Annotated in this window: 28 protein-coding genes; 27 read left to right on the top strand and 1 reads right to left on the bottom strand. The window is 43.8% G+C overall.

All coding sequences use genetic code 11. The annotated features are described in order from the left end of the window. Window positions 1-9: 9 nt before the first annotated feature. The 24 genes from PUT07_RS03050 to PUT07_RS02940 all read left to right on the top strand — a co-directional run bounded on the left by PUT07_RS03050 (window position 10) and on the right by PUT07_RS02940 (window position 14,305). On the top strand, window positions 10-168 hold the full coding sequence (locus PUT07_RS03050) for a hypothetical protein (RefSeq protein ID WP_274466295.1): 159 nt from the start codon (window positions 10-12) through the stop codon (window positions 166-168). After that, window positions 169-540, top strand: coding sequence for a DUF7448 domain-containing protein (locus tag PUT07_RS03045; protein ID WP_274466294.1), 372 nt, complete (start codon window positions 169-171; stop codon window positions 538-540). It abuts the gene before it with no gap. Then, complete coding sequence (locus PUT07_RS03040) at window positions 527-676, top strand: hypothetical protein (protein WP_274466293.1); 150 nt, start codon at window positions 527-529, stop codon at window positions 674-676. The genes PUT07_RS03045 and PUT07_RS03040 overlap by 14 nt, the downstream gene beginning before the upstream one ends. After that, window positions 663-1,292, top strand: a complete 630-nt coding sequence (locus tag PUT07_RS03035; RefSeq protein WP_274466292.1) for a hypothetical protein — start codon at window positions 663-665, stop codon at window positions 1,290-1,292. Before PUT07_RS03040 ends, PUT07_RS03035 begins: the two co-directional genes overlap by 14 nt. Continuing rightward, complete coding sequence (locus PUT07_RS03030; RefSeq protein ID WP_274466291.1) at window positions 1,283-2,839, top strand: ATPase; 1,557 nt, start codon at window positions 1,283-1,285, stop codon at window positions 2,837-2,839. Before PUT07_RS03035 ends, PUT07_RS03030 begins: the two co-directional genes overlap by 10 nt. After that, window positions 2,836-3,315 carry a DUF1360 domain-containing protein gene (locus tag PUT07_RS03025; protein ID WP_274466290.1) on the top strand — a complete coding sequence of 160 codons (480 nt, stop codon included), beginning with the start codon at window positions 2,836-2,838 and terminating at the stop codon, window positions 3,313-3,315. Before PUT07_RS03030 ends, PUT07_RS03025 begins: the two co-directional genes overlap by 4 nt. A gap of 5 nt (window positions 3,316-3,320) precedes the next feature. Next, on the top strand, window positions 3,321-3,557 hold the full coding sequence (locus PUT07_RS35540) for an ArsR family transcriptional regulator (protein ID WP_379239539.1): 237 nt from the start codon (window positions 3,321-3,323) through the stop codon (window positions 3,555-3,557). Between the two features lie 3 nt (window positions 3,558-3,560). Beyond that, window positions 3,561-4,442: a RecT family recombinase gene (locus tag PUT07_RS03020; protein ID WP_274466289.1), complete on the top strand. Its 882-nt coding sequence runs from the start codon at window positions 3,561-3,563 to the stop codon at window positions 4,440-4,442. A gap of 5 nt (window positions 4,443-4,447) precedes the next feature. Continuing rightward, entirely contained in the window at window positions 4,448-5,215 is a 768-nt protein-coding gene (locus PUT07_RS03015; protein ID WP_274466288.1) for an MBL fold metallo-hydrolase, read from the top strand. Then, window positions 5,212-5,415, top strand: coding sequence for a hypothetical protein (locus PUT07_RS03010; RefSeq protein WP_274466287.1), 204 nt, complete (start codon window positions 5,212-5,214; stop codon window positions 5,413-5,415). The genes PUT07_RS03015 and PUT07_RS03010 overlap by 4 nt, the downstream gene beginning before the upstream one ends. A gap of 16 nt (window positions 5,416-5,431) precedes the next feature. Beyond that, a complete protein-coding gene (locus PUT07_RS03005) occupies window positions 5,432-6,352 on the top strand; it encodes a replication protein (protein ID WP_274466286.1) in 921 nt (306 codons plus the stop codon). Beyond that, window positions 6,321-6,644: a hypothetical protein gene (locus tag PUT07_RS03000; protein WP_274466285.1), complete on the top strand. Its 324-nt coding sequence runs from the start codon at window positions 6,321-6,323 to the stop codon at window positions 6,642-6,644. The genes PUT07_RS03005 and PUT07_RS03000 overlap by 32 nt, the downstream gene beginning before the upstream one ends. Next, window positions 6,641-8,029, top strand: coding sequence for a replicative DNA helicase (dnaB, locus tag PUT07_RS02995; RefSeq protein WP_274466283.1), 1,389 nt, complete (start codon window positions 6,641-6,643; stop codon window positions 8,027-8,029). The genes PUT07_RS03000 and dnaB overlap by 4 nt, the downstream gene beginning before the upstream one ends. After that, on the top strand, window positions 8,026-8,388 hold the full coding sequence (locus tag PUT07_RS02990) for a hypothetical protein (RefSeq protein WP_274466282.1): 363 nt from the start codon (window positions 8,026-8,028) through the stop codon (window positions 8,386-8,388). The genes dnaB and PUT07_RS02990 overlap by 4 nt, the downstream gene beginning before the upstream one ends. 10 nt (window positions 8,389-8,398) lie before the next feature. Beyond that, a complete protein-coding gene (locus PUT07_RS02985; RefSeq protein ID WP_274466281.1) occupies window positions 8,399-8,683 on the top strand; it encodes a hypothetical protein in 285 nt (94 codons plus the stop codon). Next, the gene (locus tag PUT07_RS02980) at window positions 8,680-10,245 is read left to right on the top strand and encodes a DNA cytosine methyltransferase (RefSeq protein ID WP_274466280.1); all 1,566 of its coding nucleotides are present in this window, start codon (window positions 8,680-8,682) and stop codon (window positions 10,243-10,245) included. Before PUT07_RS02985 ends, PUT07_RS02980 begins: the two co-directional genes overlap by 4 nt. Window positions 10,246-10,256: 11 nt before the next feature. After that, a complete protein-coding gene (locus PUT07_RS02975) occupies window positions 10,257-10,985 on the top strand; it encodes a DUF5651 domain-containing protein (RefSeq protein ID WP_274466279.1) in 729 nt (242 codons plus the stop codon). Window positions 10,986-11,145: 160 nt separating this feature from the next. Continuing rightward, window positions 11,146-11,451 (top strand): hypothetical protein, encoded by a 306-nt coding sequence (locus PUT07_RS02970; protein ID WP_274466278.1) that lies wholly within the window; start codon window positions 11,146-11,148, stop codon window positions 11,449-11,451. Window positions 11,452-11,459: 8 nt separating this feature from the next. Continuing rightward, window positions 11,460-11,957 carry a hypothetical protein gene (locus tag PUT07_RS02965; RefSeq protein ID WP_274466277.1) on the top strand — a complete coding sequence of 166 codons (498 nt, stop codon included), beginning with the start codon at window positions 11,460-11,462 and terminating at the stop codon, window positions 11,955-11,957. A gap of 22 nt (window positions 11,958-11,979) precedes the next feature. Then, window positions 11,980-12,420: a hypothetical protein gene (locus PUT07_RS02960; RefSeq protein WP_274466276.1), complete on the top strand. Its 441-nt coding sequence runs from the start codon at window positions 11,980-11,982 to the stop codon at window positions 12,418-12,420. A gap of 56 nt (window positions 12,421-12,476) precedes the next feature. Next, the gene (locus PUT07_RS02955) at window positions 12,477-12,863 is read left to right on the top strand and encodes a YopX family protein (protein WP_274466275.1); all 387 of its coding nucleotides are present in this window, start codon (window positions 12,477-12,479) and stop codon (window positions 12,861-12,863) included. A 220-nt stretch (window positions 12,864-13,083) separates the two neighbouring features. Next, window positions 13,084-13,596 carry a hypothetical protein gene (locus tag PUT07_RS02950; protein WP_274466274.1) on the top strand — a complete coding sequence of 171 codons (513 nt, stop codon included), beginning with the start codon at window positions 13,084-13,086 and terminating at the stop codon, window positions 13,594-13,596. Further along, window positions 13,597-14,052, top strand: a complete 456-nt coding sequence (locus PUT07_RS02945; RefSeq protein WP_274466273.1) for a hypothetical protein — start codon at window positions 13,597-13,599, stop codon at window positions 14,050-14,052. 100 nt (window positions 14,053-14,152) lie between these two features. Then, complete coding sequence (locus PUT07_RS02940; protein WP_274466271.1) at window positions 14,153-14,305, top strand: hypothetical protein; 153 nt, start codon at window positions 14,153-14,155, stop codon at window positions 14,303-14,305. A gap of 477 nt (window positions 14,306-14,782) precedes the next feature. Here PUT07_RS02940 and PUT07_RS02935 read toward each other — a convergent pair whose 3' ends face one another. Then, the gene (locus tag PUT07_RS02935; protein ID WP_274466270.1) at window positions 14,783-14,986 is read right to left on the bottom strand and encodes a hypothetical protein; all 204 of its coding nucleotides are present in this window, start codon (window positions 14,984-14,986) and stop codon (window positions 14,783-14,785) included. A gap of 140 nt (window positions 14,987-15,126) precedes the next feature. Between PUT07_RS02935 and PUT07_RS02930 the strand changes: the two genes are divergently transcribed. The 3 genes from PUT07_RS02930 to PUT07_RS02920 all read left to right on the top strand — a co-directional run bounded on the left by PUT07_RS02930 (window position 15,127) and on the right by PUT07_RS02920 (window position 17,110). Next, entirely contained in the window at window positions 15,127-15,606 is a 480-nt protein-coding gene (locus tag PUT07_RS02930; protein ID WP_274466269.1) for an ArpU family phage packaging/lysis transcriptional regulator, read from the top strand. A 106-nt stretch (window positions 15,607-15,712) separates the two neighbouring features. After that, the gene (locus tag PUT07_RS02925; protein WP_274466268.1) at window positions 15,713-15,904 is read left to right on the top strand and encodes a helix-turn-helix domain-containing protein; all 192 of its coding nucleotides are present in this window, start codon (window positions 15,713-15,715) and stop codon (window positions 15,902-15,904) included. Window positions 15,905-16,000: 96 nt separating this feature from the next. Next, window positions 16,001-17,110: a site-specific integrase gene (locus tag PUT07_RS02920; protein WP_274466267.1), complete on the top strand. Its 1,110-nt coding sequence runs from the start codon at window positions 16,001-16,003 to the stop codon at window positions 17,108-17,110. Window positions 17,111-17,173 lie beyond the last annotated feature (63 nt).

The raw sequence follows: 17,173 nt of genomic DNA, 5'->3' as shown, positions 1-17,173 counted from the left end.
GCATTTGCCATGAACAATATGACCGTAGCGGATGCTATTCATCTTAACCAACTGCACTGCATCCTAAACAGCGGCGTTGTTCTGGAAGCTGCAAAGGATTGGTTACGCGGTGAGATTTATCAAATGGAAAGAGACTTGGGCTTAGATCCAGTGGAGGCGATTGCGTAAATGAACATCTCAGTATTGATGGGAAAAACTTTGACGGAGATAAAGAACAAAGATAACGAGGAACTTCTATTCTTCGTGTCTGATGGTGAAGTGTACCGCATGTATCACGAACAAGATTGCTGCGAAAGCGTAATGGTCGAAGAGATAATCGGGAATTTAGATGATTTGCTACACTCCGAAATACTAATGGCTGAGGAAGTGACGAATGAAGGAGAGTCGGAATGGGCTTCCCAAACTTGGACTTTCTATAAGTTAGCCACAGTAAGAGGTTACGTGACAATTCGGTGGTTGGGCGAATCAAACGGGTTCTATTCTGAGTCTGTCGATTTCGAATTGTGTTCACCTGATGAGGTCAATGATGGATCGCTTTGATCAGCCTATGAGCTGGGAACGTAACGGCCGAATCATTCATGAGGATGAGATGGCGGATTACAAGCGGCAGGTTGAAGAAGAGATGATTGAACGAATAGAAGATGAATCTGGAGGAAATGCAAATGTACGATCATGATGAATGGTGCCCGCCTGTCGATGAAATGGATGATTTCAGCTACAAAATGAAAGAGCTTATCGACGCGGAGATTGATCTACGTATAGGTGAGGTTGTCAAAAATCTTCATAACTCGAAAGAGTTGAACGCTAAGCTGTACAAGGAGAACCGTGAACTGCGAAACCTATTGCACATTAACGGTCACGCAAAGGATAACATCCTCCGAGAAGCTATGAAGGAAGCGCGACGGGAGATATTCGGCGGGTTCTACCCCGGGGATACCGTTTATTACCCGGATTACAAATATGACCGCACCACCTGCGCGACATGCAACGGTAAAAAGAAAGTAACAGCGGACGTTAATGGTGTGGATCACACGTTTGATTGCCCAACATGTGACGGCTACGGTTCTAAGTCGAAAAGCTATTATGTCTCATCCAAAGAGGACAGAATCGAAACAATTACACTTGAATTTAATCGTGACAAAAAGGCGAAGCATCATCGCTTTTATCTACAACGAAAAGACAGCAGCGTAGAACAAGAAAAAATCTTTAAAACCGTCGAAGAATGCCAAGCTTGGTGCGAAGCCAAGAACAAAGAACTAGAAGAACAGGAGGCAAAGAAGAAATGCAAATAAAATTCATCTCACTCCACCTTATCAGCTACACCGGACACGACGAAATCACAGTTAATTACGGAGATATCACCAAGCTCACTGGAAAGAATGGCGAAGGGAAGTCTTCTATCGGAGGGGCTCCATCCTGGATCATGTGGGGTTGCGACTTAACCGGTGGTAAGTTCGATCCTTCACCTACTGACCGTCCATATGAGCGCGTATACGCCTCTCTGACACTTTCTGTTAATGGGGCTGAACAAACATTAACCCGTGAGATTATCGGCGGTACAAATAAGTTCTATGTGAATCAAGTTCCAATGAAAGCCAAGGAATTCGAATCTCATGTGGCCGGCTTATTTACCAAAGAGCAGTTCTTAGCACTTTATAGCCCGGGCTTCTTCTTTAATCAACATTGGTCGAAACAGCGGGAACAGGTCATGCAGCACGTCTCGGCGCCAACCAATAAAGAAGTGTTTCAAGCAATGACCCGCACATCACCGGATCAAAAGGTAAAGGATATAATTCTTAATCCGCACGCTGCCCGACTTGAGGAAGAGCTCAAAAAGCATACTATCGCCGACCTGGAGAAGAAGTACACGGACCTAAAGGGCAAGAACGACAAGCTACATATTCAGTCACAAGGAAGCGTCAAAACACTCTCAGATCAGCTTAAAGCGCTGGGTCCTGCTGCTGAGATTGACAGAGAAGCATTGCAAACTGAAGGCGAAGAGCTTGATAGAAAGATTCAGTCTTATGAGGCTGATAAATCAAAGGTTACACAATGGGAAAATCAGCGCAGCCGCCTTCAAATGCAGATTGACTCATTATCGCAGCGGATCATCGACGGCAAGGCTGAGCATGCCAGAACAAAGGGAACAGAGATCAACACGACTTGCAATTCCTGCGGCCAAGAGTTGACGGAAGAAGCTAAAGCGACATCGCTCGATAATAAAAAGACGGTAGTAAACGGTATTGCAAAACGAGTGAACGACATGATTGAACAGAAAAAGGAACTCGTTGCCCAGCTGGAAGCATTTCCGCTTATGGAAGGTCCGAACTACTCAGTGGCAGACCTAATCAGCCGCATCGGCGAAATCAACTCTATTCTGCAGGCTGACATCACGAGAGCAAAAGCGGCTAGCGAATTGGATAAAGCAAAGCAGAATGAGGTTGAATACCTCAAGGCCAAGAACGACTCGATATTTGTGCTCGATGCAATCAAGGCATTTAAGGCAACAGAAGCACAATTACAAGTCAGCAAAGTGCAAGAGCTCTTCACCACATTGTCCGTCCGGTTGTTCGATTATGTTGCTTCTACAGGTGAATACAAGCCAGCATTCGTCATCCAAATGGATGGCAAGGACTATCCAACCTTATCCGCGGGTGAGAAGATCGGTGCCGGCTTGGAATTATCGGATGTACTCTACAAGCAAAGTGAGTTAATTGTTCCGACGTTTGTGGATGGGATTGAATCCTACACTGGCAAAGTTCTGGTGTATGGGCAGCTTATCACGGGGCGCGCGGTACCGGACCAGGAACTAAAAATCGAAACGGAGGTTATTGCATGACCATTCTAACATTCATCATCCTGGCACTTGCGGTTTACCGAATCACTCACCTCATCGTCTATGACAAGATTTTCGAACCAGTAAGAAATAACTTTGTAACACGGGACTTCATTGATTATCAGTTTACTTACACTCTCCAAGGTGGTTCTGTAAGACGCTTCATCGGCAGTGTTATGAACTGTTACTGGTGCGCAGGGATATGGGTTTCAGCGGTCCTCATTGGCTCTTATCTCATTGCTCCGACCATAACCTTCTATGTAGGTCTGATCTTCGCTCTATCATCCATACAAGCCATTTTAGAGACGGGTGTACTGAAGTCGGTAGGCATGCCACTTGATATGGTTGAAGTGAAGCCGGAGCTTGAAGAGGATCCACTGAGTGCAGCGCGAGGAATCAAGAACGCACTCTTCCTTAGTCTCATTTTTTACTTGGTTGTGACGTTCATCGCATTAATCGTGATAGGTCTCCTTAGGTGACTCCTATGAAGAACCAGATGGCAAATCTGTCGCTAAAAGTTTTCGTTCTATATGTTCACCGTGAGTACAGCACACATGAAATTGCGAAGATTTTGGGTGTTAGTCAAAGGACAGTCTCAGGTCACCTGAAGAAAATCGAGTTAACGAGTAGGTCATTAAAGATACTGATTCAGAAACAAAAGAAGCTAAATTTACTTAACGCTCAGTCTAAGCAACAAGAACTTAAATTAGGGAGGATTTAATATATGTCAACTCAAGTACAAGTGATTGGTGAATTCACGCAAGCGGAATTGGACACTATCAAAAACACGATCGCTAAGGGCACGACGGATGCTCAATTCAATCTTTTCGCTCGGACAGCTGCTGCCGCTGGACTCAATCCATTCCTCAACCAGATTCACTGCATCGTTTATCAAAGTGAGAAGTACGGCCCGCAAATGTCCATCCAAATTTCCGTTGAGGGCATTGTCGCACTCGGGAAACGTCATCCTCAGTACAAAGGATTCATTGCTTCGGAAGTGAAGGAAAACGACGATTTTGAGATCGACATGGTTACGGGAGAGCCTAAGCACCGGATTATTTCCATGACGCGTGGAAAGACGGTAGGAGCTTATTGTGTAGCGTATCGCGAAGGTGCCCCGAATATCGCTGTAATCATTACAAACGATCAAGTAGATCACTTAACAAAGGGTCGTAATAAGGAGATGTGGACCAGTTATTTCGATGACATGATTGTAAAGCATGCAATTAAGCGGGCTTTTAAACGGCAGTATGGTGTTGAAATCAGTGAGGATGAATATGCCACACAGAACAACCTTGATTCGAGCCTATCTCAAGAAACTCCACAGCGCAGAGACATTACTCATGAAGCCTCTCATACAAGCCAGCCAGCTAAGCCGGTAATTGAAGAACCTAAAATCGATCCAGTACAGAAAGCGATGAGTGATATTTCCGACAGGTTCACACAATTGGGAATTACAGATAGAGCAGCAAAAAATCAGTACCTGAAAGACAATAAAATTGTTTTCAAGGATCCAAAGGTTCCGACTCTTGCTGAATTAGAAGGTGCAATCCTGATGCTTGATCAAAAAATTACAGATAACGAAGCTCCAATTGATATGGAGTAATACTTATGAAGGTTACTATTATCGCATCCGGATCCAAAGGTAACTGCATTCATCTACAGAGTGGCAGCACGAGCATCCTAATCGATGCTGGCATTGCAAAGACGAAGATTGAACAGCGGCTGATAGACAACGGGATTATTCCTGGAGAGCTTAATGCAATATTAATCACCCATGCTCATGGTGACCATATTAAAGGCTTGCCGATTGCTAATAAGTACCGCATTCCAGTGTTCGCAGGTGAAGAGGAATGGAAAGACATCTCGACTGTTGATGAAGAATTAAAAAATGATATCGACGATTACTCAAGTGTTCTACTGGGTGGTTCATGTGATGACGGATGGTTCGAAGTGAATGCATTCAAGACTCACCATGACGCCTACAACCCTCTAGGGTACGCGATCAAGGGATCATGTGGTGAGAAGGTTAGTGTTTGCTTAGATACTGGCAAGGTTGATACCGACATGCTTGAAGCTATGGCTAACTCGGATATCTTTGTTATCGAAGCAAACCATCATCCAGATTTAGTCTTAGCATCTAATTACCCGATCAGCACCCAAACACGGATTCTTTCTGACATCGGTCATTTAAGCAATCAGCAGACAGCGGCGGCGCTTAAACAGTTGGTCAAAGGAAAAGGCGAGAGGATCTACCTCACCCACTTATCCAGCAACAACAATACTTCGATGCATGCCCAGGCTGAAGTCATGCGGGCTCTCAGGGAAAAGGGATTTAAAGAAGGACATCATTATCATTTGGAGGTGTGTAGTGAATGAGATTTCTAAATGTTGCGGATGCACTAGAGGATTTGAAAAGAAACTGCAAGCGTAATGTTGGTCAGTATTCTCCTAGAGTTGTGCTGGAAGTTATCGAGCATTACGAACAACAGGTGAAGGTTCTAGAGGAGGAGAAGGCATTGCTCCTCCAGCAGATCGAGCATGAAGTAGATAGTTTGCAAGAGGATCAAGCAGTTTAGTAAGTGGGTGGTGTAAATGGCAAGCCCGCAGAAGGAAAAAGGCTTTACACCTGTTGCTAATGAGATCCTGGACCAGATATGCCAATTCAACTTCAACGGAGCTCAACTCCGGATCATTATGAAGATATGGCGACTCACATACGGTTATGGCAAGAAAGATCACGAGTTCGCAATCAGCTTCATCCAAATGACTACCAAGCTGGCAAAGAGCACCGTTAAAAAGGAAGTTGCTGCACTTATCAAATCCAAAGTTCTCATTGTCACAAAAACAGAGACGAACTCAGAGGGCCGCATGCTAGGGTTCAATAAAAATTACGAGGATTGGATGGTTCCGAAAGGAAGTGAGTCCGTGAAAAAAACGGGGCAAGTTGATTTGTTCGATGAGTTGGAGGTACACGATTGTGACCCTCCAAACACAAATCTTGAGGTATACGATTGTAACCCTCCAGAGGTATACGATCATGACCCTCAAAGTAAAGAAAATGGTTACTTTGAGGTATACGATTGTGACCCCATTAAAAGAAAAAGATCTTTAAATAAATTATTTAAAGAAAAGAGTAACGAGGATATATTTAATTACTTCTATAGTAAGTATCCAAGAAGAATATCAAAAGCTGCAGCTAAAAAAGCATGGGAAAAACTTAGCAAAGAAAAAGGATTCGATCCAGTTCTTATTATCTCTAATACAATAAACTTTGCTGAGACATGCAATCTCCTTGAAACAAAAACAAATTTCATACCTCACCCTTCGACTTATCTCAATCAGAAAAGGTATGAAGATTATTCCGTGGTCGATCCGGAGGGATTAGCAGCGGAGAAGAAATCAAAATCTGCAGATAACGTTGACTTCTTACTTGGCGATATGGGCGGTGTATCAATTGACGGAGCAAGAAGTCAGACTCTTATTGGCGAAGGCGGTTGCGGCATATCCGAATAAGGCACCGGATTTTAAGAGCAGTCCAGTAACTTTGCAAATTTGGATCGAACGTCTCGCCTTCACAGATCCTTTAGTAGCGCTTGAAAATTTAAATGCTCATATCGATTCAAGTAACTTCTTTCCGGACATAGCCGACATCGTAAAGAAAAGGAAGATCGATGCAAATAAGCAGCTTCGACTTCAAACGGAAATGCATTTCATGGAACTTGAATCATGGTCAACTAAGGATGAACCGCCACCGGATAACTTCTGGAAAGATGTCAGAGCGCGAATAGCAGGTGAAGGAACATGAAAAACATCATAGACACGCTCGGTATCGATATGCCACATGATGAAGCAAGTGAAAACGGAGTTATCGGCGCAATCCTGGTAAACCCTACACTCTTCGAAACGGTAAGTGAAAGATTGAAGGGTGACGAGTTCATTAACCCAGCTCTTAGAACCGTATATAAGTCCATGGGAGAGGTTGTAGATGCTAAGGAGCCACTAGACCTAATAACACTCACATCACGCCTACAAGACGCCAATAAGCTGCAAACAGTTGGTGGGGTAACATTCTTATCTAACCTAGCCTCGGGCGTCGGGAAATTATCAAACGTCGATCACTACATCAGGCGAATTAAGGATATGTACCGGAAACGTCAAGCCATTGAATATGCAGCTGACCTGCTTGATAAGTCTGTCCAGGATCAAGACGTAACTGAGTTCGCTTCCCAAGCTGAGAAGTATGCTGCAAAGATCAGGGAACAAGATAAGCCGGCCACTACGTTCAAACCGATTAGAAAGGTTCTGCTCAATGTATGGGACCAATCAGAAGAACGTTATAAGAACCGGCACGAGTCAAAAGGGATAACCGGTATTCCCACTGGTTTCAATGACCTTGATAAGATGACGAAGGGTCTCCAGCGATCTGACCTTATCATTCTAGCTGCCCGGCCATCAGTCGGAAAGACAGCATTCGCCCTTAATATCGCTCAGAAGATAGGTGTAGCAGCCGATGAGGTAGTAGCAATCTTCTCCCTAGAAATGGGAGCAGAGCAGCTAGTAACGCGAATGATGAGTACTGAGGGACATATCGATGCTGAGAAGATGAAAACAGGATTCTTCGAAGGCGATGACTGGGAAAAGATGAGCGGCGCAATGAGCTCACTTGCACAAGCGAAAATCTTTATTGAGGATACACCAACTGTTACTGTGCATGACATCCGGGCTAAATGTCGAGATCTGGTGAAGCAACATGGGAGCCTCGGATTAATCGTTATCGACTATCTGCAGCTTATCTCAGGTCATGGCAGCAAAGGTGGAGGCAGAGGGAATCGGCAAGAAGAAGTTTCAGAAATATCACGGGAACTTAAACAGATTGCAAGGGATCTGAATGTCCCCGTCATTGCCTTATCACAGCTCAGTCGAGGTGTCGAGCAAAGGCAAGATAAGCGTCCAATGATGTCGGACTTAAGAGAGTCGGGTTCCATTGAGCAAGATGCTGACATTGTAGCTTTTCTTTATCGAGATGATTACTACGATAAAGAAAGCACAAAGAAAAACATCGTTGAAATGATTATTGCAAAGCATCGTAACGGCTCACTAGGAACAGTAGAGCTTGCATTCCTGAAGCAATACGGGAAATTCGCTAACCTAGATCGCTCCCATCAAGAAAAGGCGGGTGATGCTAATTGAGCAAGGTCAATCAAGTGACGAATGATGAAGAGCGGCAGCTCATGCAAAGCAGAATCATCAAAGCCTCAATCGTTATTGAAGATATGCCAGAAGGTGCAGAGAGAACCCGCTTGGTAGCTGCCTATGATGAAATGGTTCGCATCATGAAGGCTTACGATCGAGCTCAGTACTGCCTGCAGTACCCAGGAGTCAGGACGATCTACGAGCAACTTGGATGGGTTGTAGCAGATGTAAAAACAGAGCAAAGGGATACGTCTGTCCATGATGTAACGGAAAATATCGAAACGGAAGTTAAAAGTAACTCAGGATTACACGAGCAGCCAGATAGGGTAGAAGATGATGCACCTGACTGGCTGTAAGGGAGGACATATGAAATCCATCACCATAACACTTAGCAATGTAGAAACAGGTCAAGACGAAGAGAAGGCGCGTCGCAAAACACTTGAAGCTTTGGATACATTGATCGACGAACTATGCAAGCCACCGGTTGATAAAGAAGCTGCTCTAAAGGCATTCTTCGATGCCGGACAAGGGTTGGTTAACTTGATCAGAGCGGCCGGCAAGGAAACTCTTGTAGGTGAAGATGTTGGTTTATATGCAGAAGAGTTTATTCGGCAGCAGAATGAGAGCTACATTGCAAGGTGCTTACTATGAAACAGTTGACGAGAGAGCTCGTGGTCGATAATTTTGCTGGCGGAGGCGGCGCCTCTACTGGAATAGAGTTAGCAATTGGTCGAAGTGTTGATATTGCAATTAACCACGATCCAGCTGCTATTGCAATGCATAAAGCAAATCACCCTGAGACAGAGCATCATTGCCATTCGGTTTGGGATGTCGTGCCGAAAGATGTAGTTCGTGGACGTCCGGTCGCTCTTTGCTGGTTATCACCGGATTGCAAGCACTTCAGCAAAGCAAAAGGCGGAAAACCCAAAGAGAAAAGTATTCGTGGTCTGGCATGGGTAGCAGTGAGATGGGCAGCAACGGTCCGTCCGAGAGTGATCATGCTGGAGAATGTCGAGGAGTTTAAAACTTGGGGTCCACTCTTAAAGGATGGCTATCCTGATCCTGATAAGAAAGGGAGAACATTTCAAGCTTTTGTCAATGCGCTGAAGCGGCAAGGATACCAGGTTGAATGGAAAGAGCTCAGAGCATGTGACTATGGGGCTCCAACAATACGCAAAAGATTCTTCCTTGTTGCCAGATGCGATGGAAATCCGATTGTTTGGCCAGAACCCACACATGGAGATCCAGCCAGCGATGCTGTTAAAAGCGGTAGGCTACAGCCATGGAGAACGGCTGCTGAGATTATCGACTGGTCAATTCCTTGCCCGAGTATCTTTGAACGAACCAAGCCTTTAGCGGAAAATACACTTCGAAGAATAGCCCGAGGCATTCAAAGGTTTGTTATTGATAATCCGCGGCCATTCATTGCTAGGATCGGTCAAACTGGATTTGCTGGAGATCGATTACAGTACGAACTAAGCGATCCTTTAACGACCATTGTCACAAAGGCGGAACACCTACTTGTAACACCATTTCTTGCGCAATACCATTCAGAAACTACTAGCCACGATGCACGAGGTCAAACGTTAGATAGGCCTATTCTTACACTGGATACATCGAACAGGTATGGATTAGTAGCTGCATTTCTTGCACGACATTTTGGTGAATCGATCGGTCATTCAGCAAATGAACCTGCTGGTACGGTAACTGCCGGAGGTGGAGGGAAGTCATCGCTAGTAACCAGTCACTTAGTGAAACTTCGAGGTACGTGTGCTGATGGTCAACCGGTTTCCGAACCTATGCCAACTATTACAGCCGGCGGGCTTCATGTTGGAGAAGTCAGAGCTTTCTTACTGAAATATTACGGTAGTGCTGATAACGGTCAATCACTAAATGAACCATTACACACCATTACAACAAAGGACCGGTTCGGTCTTGTAACCATCGAAGGAACGCTCTACCAAATGGTTGATATTGGAATGCGCATGTTAGAACCACACGAGCTATTTGCAGCACAAGGATTCCCAAAAGAATACATCATTGATCATGACGCAAACGGGAATAAGTACCCGAAAACAGCTCAAGTTGCACGATGCGGAAATTCCGTTCCGCCACCATTTGCAAAGGCGCTGGTAGAAGCAAATCTCCCTGAACTCTGTAAAGTTAAACGGCCTTACCAATCTCAGTACCAATATGAAATGCAATTTATGTGAGGAGGGATAAGATGCCTGATACTCATTACCGAACTAAATGCCCGAAGTGCTCTTATCCCAATCTAATCGAAATACCGGTTAAGCAGCGTCGCAAAACCTTAGATATCGTCTGCAGCTTCTCTGATCCTAAAACGGGCAAATCATTCTGCGGCGCCCATTACACGGTGCTTGTAGAGGAAGCAGAGACGTTTGAGATGGTCCAGCACAAAGTGAAGCCATACATGAACAGCGCCGAGAGAGACGCCTTCATCATTCTTCTCGCTTTAGCAAATGAACTTCCGGCCGCAATGTCCAAGATTCCTACGATGCCGCAGATGTCCAACTATGCAATTGAACAAGCAAAAGAGTGGATCTCATACGCTGCACATGAGTGGGTTAAAGAGAAGGACCAGAAGACAACTGCAACGTTGTACCGGGAGAGCCAAGTTTATAAGTTCGGTCTAATGCATAAGCGGGAAGCAAAGGAGATTGTCCGTAAGAATGCAGCGCTAGATGCAGAGATGCGGAATGAGTTGATCAAAGAAGACGTCGATGTCGTTCTAAATTTAGCACTCGCAACAATTCAATTCGCATGTCGAGAATGCGACGGATCGCCAGAGAAGAACGGCGGATGCCCAGTGAAGAGTGCAATGGATAAGCTGTCGATTCCTCCATACGAAGCTGTAGAAGCCTGCCATTACGCCTACTCCGGACTTACTGATGAAGAGATAGCTGAACGCAAGGCGGTGACAGCGCAATGAAGTGGCGGGAAGCAAAGAATTATCAACTCGCAGAAATTGCCTACAATGACCAGGGATGCAGCTTGGAACACAAACTAGCTGCCCTTGAAGAGATAAAACGACGGAAGAGAGAACGTGCTTACTGCATAGTTCAGCAAACAAAGATAAGGAGGAAGCGAGCATGACAGCTACGTTCAGAACACCAACACTGTGCAAATATCCGGATTGCAAAGCAGTAGCAAGAGCAACATGGGCTTTTGTTCCCCTATGCCCAGGCCACCATTTGACGATTCGGCATGAAACGATGAACTACTATGCTAATAAATTCAGCTATCAACATCGGCAGCATTATTTGCAGATTGAACCTTTGGTTCGAGAGGCAAGGGAAGCATATTCGAAGTTAGTAAAGCGGCAGCGCGGGAAGGGTGAGGAGTTATCAGATTCGTTGGGATCGACCCGGCAACAAGGACTGGATTTGTCGTTCTAGATGAGTTCATGAACGTCCTTGTTGAAGAGGAACTGAGAGGTAAGGGAACAGGTGCAATGAGTATCCCTCAGCTGGTTTCCCTTGAAGATATGCTCTTCAAACGTCTTCAGAAAGAGGATGAAGTGGTCATTGAATCAGCTTCGGTTAGTACTCAGATGGCTATCACAACAGGCATGATTCATGGTGGTCTCCGCTCGATGATTCATAGGGCTCGATTGGATTTCGACGATGTTAACCCGATGCAAACAAAAAAATATGTCGGTGTCACTGGTTGGGTTAAAGACGGCGGAAAGAATCGCAGGCTCAAGGATGCTGAGAAGAAAGCTGCCGTAAAGCAAGCTGTACTGGAACACTTCGGATACACACACAAGAGTGATAACGTCATTGACGCTTACATCATTGCTCGCATCGCTGTTAATGTGCATCGTTCACGTAATTTGCTTCCAGAGATAGACCGTATGCCTTATCAACTTGAAGTCGTTGAAGCAGTCTTAAATAAAAAATAAACCAAAGGATGAGTGATTCAATATGACAATCAAAACAACAGCTTCTATTAAGAAAATTACAAGCGGTAAAGGTGTAGAAATCGTCTTGAGCTTGCCTTCAAGCGTAAGCCTTGATGACCTGAATGAACTTAAGCAGCGTGATGAGTTTCATCTTGTTCTCGGGATTGCACAGATGGAAGTCCAGGATTACATCGAACCGCGTCGTGGTCTGCAGGTCGTTACGAATGCCGGCGTTGTTGAGTCTGTGAAGGAAGATGAGAATCAACTGGCGATTGATGATGTGGAAACGGAAGAAGTCGATGATGAAGAGCAGTCCGAAGGGGATGTCATGGTGGAGGACTCCGAGGAAACTGATTCAGTAGAAGAGGAAGTCGAACATGCTGAGGACGACCTTCCATTTACTCCGGATCCCGATGAAGAAGAGGATCAAGATGCCCCGTTAACGTTCTTGGACGAAGAGTAATCGTTCAATGCCCCTGCTAGTCGGGGGCTTATATAAAAAACTGGAGGTGGTGCTGCATGAGAGAAATTAAGTTCAGAGCGTGGGATAAGGTTCAGAAAGTCATGATCGAACATGACGATGACAATGAATTTTACATCTGCAACGAGTATGGGAACATCACGTTTCCAATTAAGACACCTGATAATTACAGCATCCCATTCGGGGAAGGTGAAGATCGTTTTGAGCTAATGCAATTCACCGGACTCCTGGATTCTGATGGAGTGGAGATATACGAAGGTGACCTGCATGAACTAGATGGTGAGGTCGGAGTCGTTGAATACCACGATGGTACTTACTTTGTAATAGGTGAATGGGTGACAAGATTTCTTTATCTACAGTATTCGGAAGAAAAAGGAAAAGTCATCGGTAACATCCACGAGCACCCCGAATTCTTGGAGTCCTAACAATGAAAAAAGAGCGAGTCGGAATCTATCTACTTCCTCAAATCGTGATTAAAGGCAAGACATATCGAGCAAGTAACTTCCGGTGGAATCACAGAAAGAAATGGGCCGAGGTCGATTGCTGGATAGATGGACGCGGCTGGCAAGCAGTACATGATATTAACAAGATAGACATGGTAGCAAGGCTGCTATGGAGCCAGAGAACAGAATAGGAGAGTGAACGATGAATAGACAATATGAGATGGTAAAGGTGTTCCATGAAGCCATTGGCTTAGAGATGCCAAGTAAAGCTACGATACTTAGTAATGGCGATCATCAAGATACTCTCGATGGATTCGCAGATGATTTGAACATTCTTGTAAGTCGGATGAAATTTGTTTCGAGCAACGGATTCGGCGGTCAAGTTCTGAAACGTTCGGCCTACATGCTCGAAGAAATAGCGGAGTTTATGAAAGCAAAGACAATTGAAGATCAAGTCGACGCATTGTGTGACAATCAATACTTTAATCTTGGGACCTTTACTTTGATGGGGGTAGAACCTGAGAAACCTTTTGATATTGTGGGTAATGCAAATCTAGGCAAGATTCTACCTGATGGATCGGTTCTGAGAGATCCTGAAACCGGAAAGATCATGAAGCCTCCAGGATGGGAAGAAAACTTTGCTCCTGAGCCGTTACTTCGGTTAGAACTCGAAAGGCAATCAAACCCGACTAAGAGCTTCCTAGGAGGCGATTGAATGATACAGCTTCTAGCTGCTGAAGCCATCGTTTTCGAAGGTTTGAAGGCTGGTAAAAAGGTCTCACAAATTGCTAAAGAGCTTGACGATCCAAAGAGTGTAAGAACCTATGCCCGGATTAATAAGATGATGGAACTTGGTGTAATAACTCGGGAAGGTTATCCCAAAAAGTATGTGTATCATTGTTCGGATAAACCTTATGAGGTCGTTGAGAGCAGGGAAGCGAAGGCCCCAACACTTTCACCAGCTGAGCCCGATACCGTACTATGTGGGTTGATTGAGTTCTCATTGAGTGAAGATAAGCTACAGTTTCTGAAAAAGAACTATCAGATAATGAGCCGCACGCAGTTAGCTAAAAAACTTTGCGTAAATAAGCTTGAGTTAACCTATGTGATGCATAAGCTGGGATTGAAACAGAAGGAAGTTAAGGGTGAAGCGGCTGTTGTGAATAGATGAATAGGCGGTGTGAAAATGCAATTTATCGTCGTGTGGTTTATATTCGTAAACTTTTTAAAATCCGTTGTGCGGTCAATCTTTCGCTTGAAAGGGTGAAAACATGGGGAAAAGTGTCTATTTCACTGATTTGCAGATTGAAATGATACAAAACGCATTTACTCCCGGGAATTTCGCTTTTGAGGGAAGAGACGAAGAAGAAGAACTCAAACGGCAGGAAGCCGCCGCCGAAATTCTTCGAAAAGTATCTGAATGAATAGGCGGTGTGCGAGTGGTTAACGTAACAGTTTATTTGAAATCAGGGCAAACAGTTAAGTTTCAATGTGATTCTTGTACGTTCACTTACGACAATGCAAGTTTAGAATTTACGGGCTATGAGTTTCAAGGAATAAAAGGGTTTCAGAAAGTTAGTTTTGTTCCAAGCCAGATTTCGGCTTACACAACAAAATGAATATTTAGTTACAGAAGGAGGCCATATGAGCAAATTCAAAGCATCAACTCACGATAAGATTGATCAGCGCGTTAAAGAATTGTTGCGGCCTGCGATAGAGCCCGGAAAAACATACCTATTCAACGGCAGAGACGCAAATGGACAGGCTGTACTTGAACGTCTAGTCATCGAAGTGGACGTCCAGCACGTGACATACCTTCGGCAAGGCGTGCCCACTAAATGTCAATTAGCAACGTTTCAGAGGATGTATGAGGAGTACGGAATAAAATAGAGGTCGAATGTTCATTCATATTCAATGCCGTATTTCTTCTTAAGTTCATACAAAATTAGAAAAGTCCCAATCATTTGCCCTAAACCAAGACCGGCTTCGTATGATTTTTTATCTTCAGCATTTATGTATTTACTCATTCCTAAGTCACAAAGGATTTGCAATTGTTCATGGACGAATTTATTGATTTCACTATCAGTAGTTTGGTTCTTATCCATTATGATCACCCACAAAAATATTATCACAGTATGGTGATTAAACAAACCAAAGGCTTTAGTCTGTCCGTGATGCAACGCAAAATGCCGAGAATCAAATAAAATGTAACGGAGAATAGCTCCAGTAAAAGGAGTGAACAATTTTGCAATTAAGTTTCGGTGACGATATTTTCCCTGATCTTGATGGTGGTGAGACGAAAAAAGCTCTCATGAGAGTATTCGAACATTACCACATTTGCAAGTACATGGAGTTCGTCGAACGTGAAGCTACACTAACAGCAAGCTATGAAGATCGTCCAAGCGGACCCACGAACGTGACCAGTGACCAGACTGCGAATATCGCCATTTACAATGTAGACGAAAGGGCGCGGCGCAAAGCATTCTGTGATCGTGTAGAACGTGCTGTGAGGCATCTGGCTCCTAAAGAAAGGTTGCTCATAGAAGAGCGATACTTAAAGCCTTACGACAAGAATGGTGAGCCGATCAAGGACTATCAAGTGTACAACTTCATCTTCAATCCAGCTATCGGGAAGGACCAGTATACTAAGATCCGAAAAACCGCTCTGTACAAGCTGGCTTTGAATCTGAGGATCGATGTGGAGAAGGAACCAAAAGAACAGTAAATCAAGAAAAGAGAGGCTACTTCAAGCCTCTCTTACCAATAAACAGGAAGAAATAAACATTGTGACAAGCGGTGCATAAATACAAATAATTTTGAGGTGATAATCCATGAATGATGAAAAGGTTATGATCGGTGTCAGCGATGTGATGAAGAAGATGGGCATCGGCCGCGATCGAGCGTATGAAATTATGAAAAGTGGTGAATTCAAAACCCATAAGGTCGGTCGGAGGTATCTCGTACATTACCAAGTATTTGAGAATTGGTTGATTGGCGGGAAACAAACACCATCCAAAAAATAAAAATTTCAGAGGAGTTATATCATGTGATAAAATCAACCTACAACAGGTCACAGGATAGGCTCCTTTTTAGTTGGTCACTAAAGGGAGGAGATCTATATGGCTTCAATAACTCAAAATCCAGATACGAAAAAATGGGAGTTTGTTTTTGATTACTACGACAATGGGAAGAGAAAGCAGGTAAGAAGGAAGGGCTTTAAATCAAAGAAGGAAGCTAATGATAAATTAGTAGTCCTTCAAAAAGAGGTTCAGGATGGTGAGTTTGTTCCCATCAATAGAGACACACTTGGGGATTTCATGAAGTACTGGCTAGAGAACATTAGAATCATGGAATGCGAGAAAACGAGTTATTACAATAATGTGTTGTATCTAAAGAATCACATCATGCCGCGTATAGGTAATATAAAAATGCAAGAGCTGAGCCCTATCATATGTCAAAACTTCGTCAATGACATGCATAAGTGCGGTTATGCAAGAAACACAATTGATCGAGTTTGTACATTGATAAAGCTAGCTCTCGACAAAGCAGTCACTTTCAAATATATCAAAGAAAATCATATGCGGAAAGTAACTCTTCCGAAAAAGGCGAAAAGTGAGTTGAAAGTATGGACTTCTATCCAGGCAAATCAATTCCTTGAATTCACCAAAGAAAAAAGATATTTCTGTGTTTACGCTCTAGCCTTACTAACCGGTATGAGACAAGGTGAGATTTTGGGATTACGGTGGAAGGATATTGATTTCGAAAAGAAAATCATAACCGTTAGTCAGACACTAACTCACGATGGAAAGACTTTAAAGAGTGGAGCGAAGACAGTAGCAGGCGAACGAACAATATCAATGCCTCAACAGTTGGTTACAATATTAAAAAATCACAGAAAAAAATATGTAGAGTTTAGAATGGCTGCTGAAGATTTTGTTGACGAGGATCTTGTGATATATAACTTAAAAAATGGTGGGGTCGTGTTTCCTGCTAATCTGACGGCAACTTACATCAAAAATGTAAAGGCCTCCGGATTACCTCACATTAGATTTCATGATCTTCGTCATACTCATGCAACGATGCTGATTGAGAAGAATGTAAATGTGAAAGTAATATCTGAACGGCTAGGGCATTCTAAGGTAGGAGTCACACTCGATGTATACAGTCATGTGCTCCCAAGCATGCAACAAGAGGTTGCCGACAAGTTAGATGAAATCATAAGTTTGTGACCCTTTTGTGATTTGTGACTTGACTAACTCATGAAAAGCTTGAAACAACAAGGTTTTTCCGAA

Source organism: Paenibacillus sp. MAHUQ-63 (genome assembly GCF_028765165.1).
Lineage (GTDB): Bacteria > Bacillota > Bacilli > Paenibacillales > NBRC-103111 > Paenibacillus_E.
This window is presented reverse-complemented; position numbering and strand designations above follow the sequence as displayed.

Coding starts and splice junctions, on each gene's coding strand:
- PUT07_RS03050 (WP_274466295.1), top strand. CDS start 10: ATGAACAATATGACCGTAGCGGATGCTATTCATCTTAACCAACTGCAC.
- PUT07_RS03045 (WP_274466294.1), top strand. CDS start 169: ATGAACATCTCAGTATTGATGGGAAAAACTTTGACGGAGATAAAGAAC.
- PUT07_RS03040 (WP_274466293.1), top strand. CDS start 527: ATGGATCGCTTTGATCAGCCTATGAGCTGGGAACGTAACGGCCGAATC.
- PUT07_RS03035 (WP_274466292.1), top strand. CDS start 663: ATGTACGATCATGATGAATGGTGCCCGCCTGTCGATGAAATGGATGAT.
- PUT07_RS03030 (WP_274466291.1), top strand. CDS start 1,283: ATGCAAATAAAATTCATCTCACTCCACCTTATCAGCTACACCGGACAC.
- PUT07_RS03025 (WP_274466290.1), top strand. CDS start 2,836: ATGACCATTCTAACATTCATCATCCTGGCACTTGCGGTTTACCGAATC.
- PUT07_RS35540 (WP_379239539.1), top strand. CDS start 3,321: ATGAAGAACCAGATGGCAAATCTGTCGCTAAAAGTTTTCGTTCTATAT.
- PUT07_RS03020 (WP_274466289.1), top strand. CDS start 3,561: ATGTCAACTCAAGTACAAGTGATTGGTGAATTCACGCAAGCGGAATTG.
- PUT07_RS03015 (WP_274466288.1), top strand. CDS start 4,448: ATGAAGGTTACTATTATCGCATCCGGATCCAAAGGTAACTGCATTCAT.
- PUT07_RS03010 (WP_274466287.1), top strand. CDS start 5,212: ATGAGATTTCTAAATGTTGCGGATGCACTAGAGGATTTGAAAAGAAAC.
- PUT07_RS03005 (WP_274466286.1), top strand. CDS start 5,432: ATGGCAAGCCCGCAGAAGGAAAAAGGCTTTACACCTGTTGCTAATGAG.
- dnaB (WP_274466283.1), top strand. CDS start 6,641: ATGAAAAACATCATAGACACGCTCGGTATCGATATGCCACATGATGAA.
- PUT07_RS02985 (WP_274466281.1), top strand. CDS start 8,399: ATGAAATCCATCACCATAACACTTAGCAATGTAGAAACAGGTCAAGAC.
- PUT07_RS02980 (WP_274466280.1), top strand. CDS start 8,680: ATGAAACAGTTGACGAGAGAGCTCGTGGTCGATAATTTTGCTGGCGGA.
- PUT07_RS02975 (WP_274466279.1), top strand. CDS start 10,257: ATGCCTGATACTCATTACCGAACTAAATGCCCGAAGTGCTCTTATCCC.
- PUT07_RS02970 (WP_274466278.1), top strand. CDS start 11,146: ATGACAGCTACGTTCAGAACACCAACACTGTGCAAATATCCGGATTGC.
- PUT07_RS02965 (WP_274466277.1), top strand. CDS start 11,460: ATGAACGTCCTTGTTGAAGAGGAACTGAGAGGTAAGGGAACAGGTGCA.
- PUT07_RS02960 (WP_274466276.1), top strand. CDS start 11,980: ATGACAATCAAAACAACAGCTTCTATTAAGAAAATTACAAGCGGTAAA.
- PUT07_RS02955 (WP_274466275.1), top strand. CDS start 12,477: ATGAGAGAAATTAAGTTCAGAGCGTGGGATAAGGTTCAGAAAGTCATG.
- PUT07_RS02950 (WP_274466274.1), top strand. CDS start 13,084: ATGAATAGACAATATGAGATGGTAAAGGTGTTCCATGAAGCCATTGGC.
- PUT07_RS02945 (WP_274466273.1), top strand. CDS start 13,597: ATGATACAGCTTCTAGCTGCTGAAGCCATCGTTTTCGAAGGTTTGAAG.
- PUT07_RS02940 (WP_274466271.1), top strand. CDS start 14,153: ATGGGGAAAAGTGTCTATTTCACTGATTTGCAGATTGAAATGATACAA.
- PUT07_RS02935 (WP_274466270.1), bottom strand. CDS start 14,986: ATGGATAAGAACCAAACTACTGATAGTGAAATCAATAAATTCGTCCAT.
- PUT07_RS02925 (WP_274466268.1), top strand. CDS start 15,713: ATGAATGATGAAAAGGTTATGATCGGTGTCAGCGATGTGATGAAGAAG.
- PUT07_RS02920 (WP_274466267.1), top strand. CDS start 16,001: ATGGCTTCAATAACTCAAAATCCAGATACGAAAAAATGGGAGTTTGTT.